Genomic DNA, 6,098 nt, shown 5'->3' on the forward strand with positions numbered 1-6,098 from the left:
GGCGCCCGCCGGGCCCGGCACCCCGGGCCGGTCCGTCACGCCGCCCCGCCCTGCGGGCCGCCTATGGCTGACCGCCGCGCGGCCCGTTACTCTGTGCGCATGTCCTCGCACGTCCTGCCCCCGCCCCCGACCGTCGCCATCCCCGTCGCCGGCGGCGGCACGTTTCCCGTCCGCCGCGTGTTCTGCGTCGGCCGCAACTACGCGGCGCATGCGCGCGAGATGGGCGGCGATCCCAACCGCGAGCCGCCTTTCTTCTTCACCAAGCCCGCCGACGCGCTGCTGACGGGCGGGGCGGACATGCCCTATCCGCCGGCCACCGCCGACCTGCATCACGAAATGGAACTGGTCGTCGCCCTCGGCCGGGGCGGCGCCGCGATCGCCGAGGACGCGGCCCTCGACCATGTCTGGGGCTATGCCGCCGGGCTCGACATGACCCGCCGCGACATCCAGGCGCAGGCCAAGAAGGACGGCCGCCCCTGGGACATGGCCAAGGGCTTCGACCATTCCGCGCCGATCGGCCTGCTGCATCCCGCCGCCGTGATCGGCCACCCCGCGCGCGGGCGCATCGCGCTGTCCGTCAACGGCACGCAGCGCCAGTCCGGCGACCTCGCCGATCAGATCTGGCGGGTGCCGGAGGTCGTGGCCTTCCTCTCGCGCCTCGTCACCCTGGCGCCCGGCGACCTGATCTTCACCGGCACGCCCGAGGGCGTGGCCGCCGCCGTGCGCGGCGACCTGCTGGAAGGCGAGATCGAGGGGGTGGGCACCGTCCGCACACGCCTTGTCTGACGCCGCGCCGCACCGGTCACGGCCGCGCCCGCTGATGCCCGCACGCCCGCGCCTGCGCATCGCCACCTGGAACATCAACAGCCTGCGGCTGCGCGCGCCGCTGCTGCGCCGGCTGATCGACGCGCTCGACCCGGACGTGATCTGCCTGCAGGAGACCAAGGTCCCGGACGAGCTGTTCCCCCACGATGCGCTGGCCGAGTACGGCTATGCCCATGTCGCCCACCGGGGGATGAAGGGCTACAACGGCGTGGCCGTGCTCTCGCGGCTGGAACTCGCGGTCGCCGACGACGCGCCGGACTGGTGCCTTAAGAACGACCGCCGGCATCTGCTGGTCACACTCGCCGCCCCGGGCGGCCCTGTCGACCTGCACGTCTTCTACGTCCCCGCCGGGGGCGACGTGCCGGACCGCGCGGCCAATCCGAAATACGCCCACAAGCTCGACTTCGTGGCGGAGGCCGGGGCCTGGTTCGCCGCCCGTCCCGGCCTGCGCCGGACCGTGCTGGTGGGCGACCTCAACATCGCGCCGCTCGAACACGATGTCTGGAGCCACCGGCAGTTGCTGGACGTCGTCAGCCACACGCCGGCCGAGGTCGCGGGCCTCAATGCGTGGCGCGACACCGCCTTTGTCGATGCCGTCCGGCATTTCGTGCCGGCGGATCAGAAGCTCTACACGTGGTGGAGCTACCGCAACCGCGACTGGCGCGCCTCCGACCGGGGACGGCGGCTGGACCATGCCTGGGTCACGCCCGACCTCGTGCCTGCGCTTGCCGGGCATACGATCCTGAAGGACGCGCGGGACTGGCCGAAGGGCTCGGACCACGTCCCGGTGCAGATCGAACTGACCCTTTAGGCCGTCGCGCGCCGCCCGCTCGCGGCCTGCGCCGGGCCGCCCCGCGGCCTGCCGTCAGTGGTGGTCCTCGTGGCCATGGTCCTCACCGTGATTCTCATGGTGATCCATGCTGTGCCGGCGCAGCACGGCATCGGCCGTCGCCTTCTGCGCCGCCGGCATCGCGGCATACAGCGCCTCGAACGCCGTCTGCAGCCGGCGCATGTCGGCGGCATGCTGCTCGGCCATTGCAGTCAGCGAGCGGGTGTTGGCGTCCGCCGTCATGGTGGGCAGCTCGCTCCGGCGCTGCTCGAACAGCGACCCCATCGCCTGCGCGTTGGATCGTGTGGTGGCCGCATAGCGGGCCCACAGCGGCTCCTCGGCCGGCGTGATGCCCAATTCGTCATGCAGCCGCGCCAGCCGGCGCTCCACCCGCTTGCTGACGGCGGCGAAGGTGGTCGCCTCCGACTGCGCCTGGGCGCGGGCAGGGGCGGCGGGGACAAGCAGGGCCGCCGCCAGGGTGGCGGCCAGCGCGGCGGCCGGAAGCCGGCGTGCGTTGGTCATGTCCGGGTCTCCGTCGAAGTGTTCGTGTCGGGCGTTCGGGGGCGGGGGTCAGTCGTCATCGTCGTCATCGCCGCCCCAGCGTCCGAAGCCCCCATACGGGCCGCCATAGCCGCCGGGGCCGAACGAGTCGAAGCCGCCATAGCTGGGCGCGAACATGCCCGGCCCGTCCTGGAACGCGGCGCCGAGCAGCCCGCCGGCCATGTTACCGAAGCCGCCGTCATCGTCCCCGTAGCCGCCCCCGCCATAGGGGCCGCCATAGGGACCGGGCGCGCAGCCGGCCACCGTGCCGACCAGCAGGGCCGCGCCCAGCATCAGGGCCATCCGCATGCGTGCCTCCCCGGCCGTTTCTGCGCCGCGCGGCGTGGCGCGCGTGGAGGGCGACTATGCGGCGCTCCCGGCCGGCGCCGCCAGACGGCGCGGGCGTAACGACCGGCCCCTCGCGCGACTGTGTCCGCCGCCGGGGCGCCCGGCGGTTCAGGGGTTCTTCATCCTTGCCGGGGAAGATGCGCGGGCCGGCGCCGCGCCGGCGAGGGGATAGCGAAACGATGGCTCTTTCCGGCTTCCTTGCCTCCGGCTTCCTGTCGTCGGCCCTCCGGCCCGGCGGGCAGCGCCGTGCCGTCGCGCAAGCGCGCGCCGACGCGGCGCGGTTCAAGGAATGGTTCGAATCGGCGATGGTGATGGTGGACAACGTCCCCGCCGGCATCGCCTGGGCCGACCCCAAGGAGGGGCTGCGCGTCACCTACGTCAATCCGGCGGGGACCGCGCTGCTCGCCGCCGCCGTGCCGGGACAGCCGGCGCCGGTCGGCCGCAGCCTGCCCGACCTGTTCCCCCCGCTCGCCGAGCATCGGGCGGCGCTGGCCGATCCGAACCGCCTGCCGCTGCGCCTTCAGGCGACGATGGGGGAGCGGATCTTCGCCCTCACCGTCGCCGGCATCCGTAACAAGGCGGGCGACTACATCGGCGCGATGGCGTCATGGACGGACGTGACCCGCGCCGCCAACCTGCGTCGCGCCTTCTCCGACAGCGTGCAGGCCGGCGCCGAACAGGTCGCCGGCACCACCGCCACGCTGCGCGAGGAGGCACGCGCCATGGCCGCCACCGCCGAGCGCACGGCGCTGCATGCCCGCGACGTCGCCACCGCGACCGGCGGGACGGAGACGGCGGTGCAGACCGTTGCCGCCGCCGCCGAGGAACTCGCCGCCTCGGTGCGCGAGATCGGCCGGCAGACCGCCGATTCCGTCGCCCGCACCCGCGCCGCCGCCGACACCGCCCGGCAGACCGACGGCCTCGTGCGCCGGCTGGCGGAGACGGCGCAGCGCATCGGCGACATCGTCGGCCTGATCACCTCGATCGCCGGGCAGACCAACCTGCTGGCGCTGAACGCGACGATCGAGGCCGCCCGCGCCGGCGAGGCCGGGCGCGGCTTCGCCGTCGTCGCCAACGAGGTGAAATCCCTCGCGGTGCAGACCACCCGCGCGACGGAGGAGATCGGTGCCCAGGTCGCCGCCATCCAGGGCGCGACCGGGGAGGCGGTGGAGGCCATCGCCGCCATCGCCGAGGCGATCGGCGCCGTCAGCACCCTCGCCGGCGGCATCGCCGCCGCCGTCGAGGAGCAGGGCACCGCCACGCAGGAAATCGCCCGCAGCACGCAGAAGGTCGCCGCCGGCATGCAGACCGTCGCCGGCAGCACCGGCGGGCTCGACGCGGACGCGGAATCCGCCGGCCGCAGCGCCCGCGGCGTGCTCCAGGCCGCCGAGACGCTGGGCGCCGAGACCACCCGCCTGCGCGAGGGCGTCGCCCGCTTCCTCGAGGACATGCGCGCCGCCTGACCCCGCCTGATCGCACCTGATCCAGCCGGGCGCGGCGTCCGGGCACCGCGTCCGGGCGCCGCCGTCAGCGGGCGTAGGTGAACCCCGCCTGTTCCAGCTCCGGCAGCGTGCCGACGGCGCCGGGCACCAGCACCACGCCGGGGATCAGGTGATTGGTCAGCTCCGCCGCCAGCGCCCCCTGCGACAGCCCGTCGCGGTTGAGCCCATGCGCGATCAGCGCCCCCGCCTGCTCCCAGATCGCGTTGTGGCAGGACATGAACACCACGCCGCGGCGCATCAGCAGCGGGATCGACACCGCGGCGGACGAAAACACCCCGTCCGGCCGCTCGTAATCCCCGGGATCGAGCGCCCCGGCCGGCGTCTCCTCGATCAGCACGTTGCGCGCGAAGCGCCCGCCGGTGAGCTTGGCGAGCTGATAGCGGTCCCACGCCGACTGATCGTACAGCGCCAGGTTCGCCGGCCCGTGCGTCACCGACACCACCAGGAAGTCCGGGTGGCGGAAGCCCCAGATCTCCGTGTTCAGCGCGTTGCGCATCAGATTGAGCCACGGCCCGGCCAGATCGGTGTTGTTCCAGACCTGCCGCGGCCCGGCGTCATTGTGCAGCACCGCCGCCAGCGGCCGCGCGTCCCATTCCGCCGGATCGTTCAGGATCATCGGCACGGTGGTGAAGCTGCGCCGCCGCGGCAGGTCCGACAGGTGCTCCGTCAGCCGGCGCAGCGCATGCCCCTCGGACGGGATCAGCAGCGGTCCCGGCGGCAACTGCAGCCCGGCCGCCCGCGCCGCCCCCGGCCACGCCGCCCCCAGCAGGCTCGTCCCCAAAAGGCCCGTCCCCAGCAGGCCCGCCCCCGCCGCCAGCCCGCCCAGGCGCAGCACCGCCCGCCGGCTTGCATCCCCCGCCATCGTCGCCTCCCCTTGTCGGCCCGATTCGCCGCCGCCGCCCCACAGCGTGCCGCGCGCGCGGCCGGGACGACAGGGGCAACGGGGGAGGGAAGGGCGCATGGCCACGCATATCCTGGCACTCGATCAGGGCACGACGTCGAGCCGCGCCGTGGTGTTCGACGCGGCCCTCCGCCCCGTCGCCGTCGCGCAGGAGGAGGTGCCGCAGCTCTACCCGGCCCCCGGCCTCGTCGAGCACGACCCGGAGACGCTGTGGGACACCACCTGTCGCACCGCCCGCGCGGCGCTGGCGCGCGCCGGCCTCGCGGCCCCGGCGATCGCCGCCATCGGCATCGCCAACCAGCGCGAGACGACGCTGGTGTGGGACCGCGCCACCGGCCGGCCGCTGCACAACGCCATCGTCTGGCAGGACCGGCGCACCGCCGCGGCCTGCGCCGCCCTGCGCGACGCCGGCCATGCGCCGCTGATCGAGGCGCGGACCGGGCTGCTGATCGACCCGTATTTCTCCGCGACCAAGCTCGCCTGGCTGCTCGATCACGTCGACGGCGCCCGCGCGGCGGCCGAGGCCGGGCGGCTCGCCTTCGGCACCGTGGACACGTTCCTCCTCTGGCGCCTGACCGGCGGGGCGGTGCACGCGACGGACGCGACGAACGCCAGCCGCACCCTGCTCTACGACATCGCCGCCGGGGACTGGGACGACGAGCTGCTCGCCCTGTTCCGCATCCCGCGCGCCCTGCTGCCGGTGGTGCGCGACAACGCCGCCGACTACGGCACCACCACGGTCTTCGGCGGCCGCATCGCCGTGCGCGGGATGGCGGGCGACCAGCAGGCAGCCCTCGCCGGTCAGGCCTGCGTCGCCCCTGGCATGGTCAAGGCGACCTACGGCACCGGCTGCTTCGCGCTGATCCACACCGGCACGACGCCGGTGCGCTCACGCCACCGGCTGCTGACCACCGTCGCCGCCCAGCTTGACGGACAGCGCAGCTATGCGCTGGAGGGGGCGATCTTCGCCGCCGGCGCCGCGGTGCAGTGGCTGCGCGACGGTCTGGGCATCATCGCCGAGGCGCAGGAGGCGGGCGCGTTGGCCGCCGCCGCCGACCCGGCGCAGCGCGTCTATCTCGTGCCCGCCTTCACCGGCCTCGGCGCGCCGCACTGGAACAGCGGGGCGCGCGCCGTGCTGTGCGGCATGACGCGC

Annotated in this window: 7 protein-coding genes; 4 read left to right on the forward strand and 3 right to left on the reverse strand. The window is 74.5% G+C overall.

All coding sequences use genetic code 11. From position 1 onward, the window contains the following. The first annotated feature begins 99 nt into the window (after positions 1–99). Positions 100–786: a fumarylacetoacetate hydrolase family protein gene (locus B8460_RS17565; protein ID WP_048862917.1), complete on the forward strand. Its 687-nt coding sequence runs from the start codon at positions 100–102 to the stop codon at positions 784–786. 34 nt (positions 787–820) lie between these two features. Further along, on the forward strand, positions 821–1,636 hold the full coding sequence (locus B8460_RS17570; RefSeq protein ID WP_048862918.1) for an exodeoxyribonuclease III: 816 nt from the start codon (positions 821–823) through the stop codon (positions 1,634–1,636). A gap of 54 nt (positions 1,637–1,690) precedes the next feature. On the opposite strand, the gene B8460_RS17575 is transcribed toward B8460_RS17570, so the two are convergent. Together B8460_RS17575 and B8460_RS17580 are read right to left on the reverse strand one after the other, a co-directional pair. Next, a complete protein-coding gene (locus B8460_RS17575) occupies positions 1,691–2,176 on the reverse strand; it encodes a Spy/CpxP family protein refolding chaperone (protein WP_048862919.1) in 486 nt (161 codons plus the stop codon). A gap of 48 nt (positions 2,177–2,224) precedes the next feature. After that, complete coding sequence (locus tag B8460_RS17580; protein ID WP_048862920.1) at positions 2,225–2,503, reverse strand: hypothetical protein; 279 nt, start codon at positions 2,501–2,503, stop codon at positions 2,225–2,227. Between the two features lie 218 nt (positions 2,504–2,721). On the opposite strand from B8460_RS17580, the gene B8460_RS23670 reads away from it, so the two are divergent. Next, the gene (locus tag B8460_RS23670; protein ID WP_052945296.1) at positions 2,722–4,005 is read left to right on the forward strand and encodes a methyl-accepting chemotaxis protein; all 1,284 of its coding nucleotides are present in this window, start codon (positions 2,722–2,724) and stop codon (positions 4,003–4,005) included. A gap of 64 nt (positions 4,006–4,069) precedes the next feature. Here the strand turns inward: B8460_RS23670 and tetH are convergent, their stop codons facing one another. Next, complete coding sequence (gene tetH, locus B8460_RS23495) at positions 4,070–4,906, reverse strand: thiosulfate dehydrogenase (RefSeq protein WP_048862921.1); 837 nt, start codon at positions 4,904–4,906, stop codon at positions 4,070–4,072. Between the two features lie 97 nt (positions 4,907–5,003). On the opposite strand from tetH, the gene B8460_RS17595 reads away from it, so the two are divergent. Then, positions 5,004–6,098 (forward strand): FGGY family carbohydrate kinase (locus tag B8460_RS17595; RefSeq protein ID WP_048862922.1); only part of this gene is annotated, 1,095 nt, incomplete at its 3' end.

The sequence above is a fragment of the Acidisphaera rubrifaciens HS-AP3 genome (genome assembly GCF_000964365.1).
GTDB lineage: Bacteria > Pseudomonadota > Alphaproteobacteria > Acetobacterales > Acetobacteraceae > Acidisphaera > Acidisphaera rubrifaciens.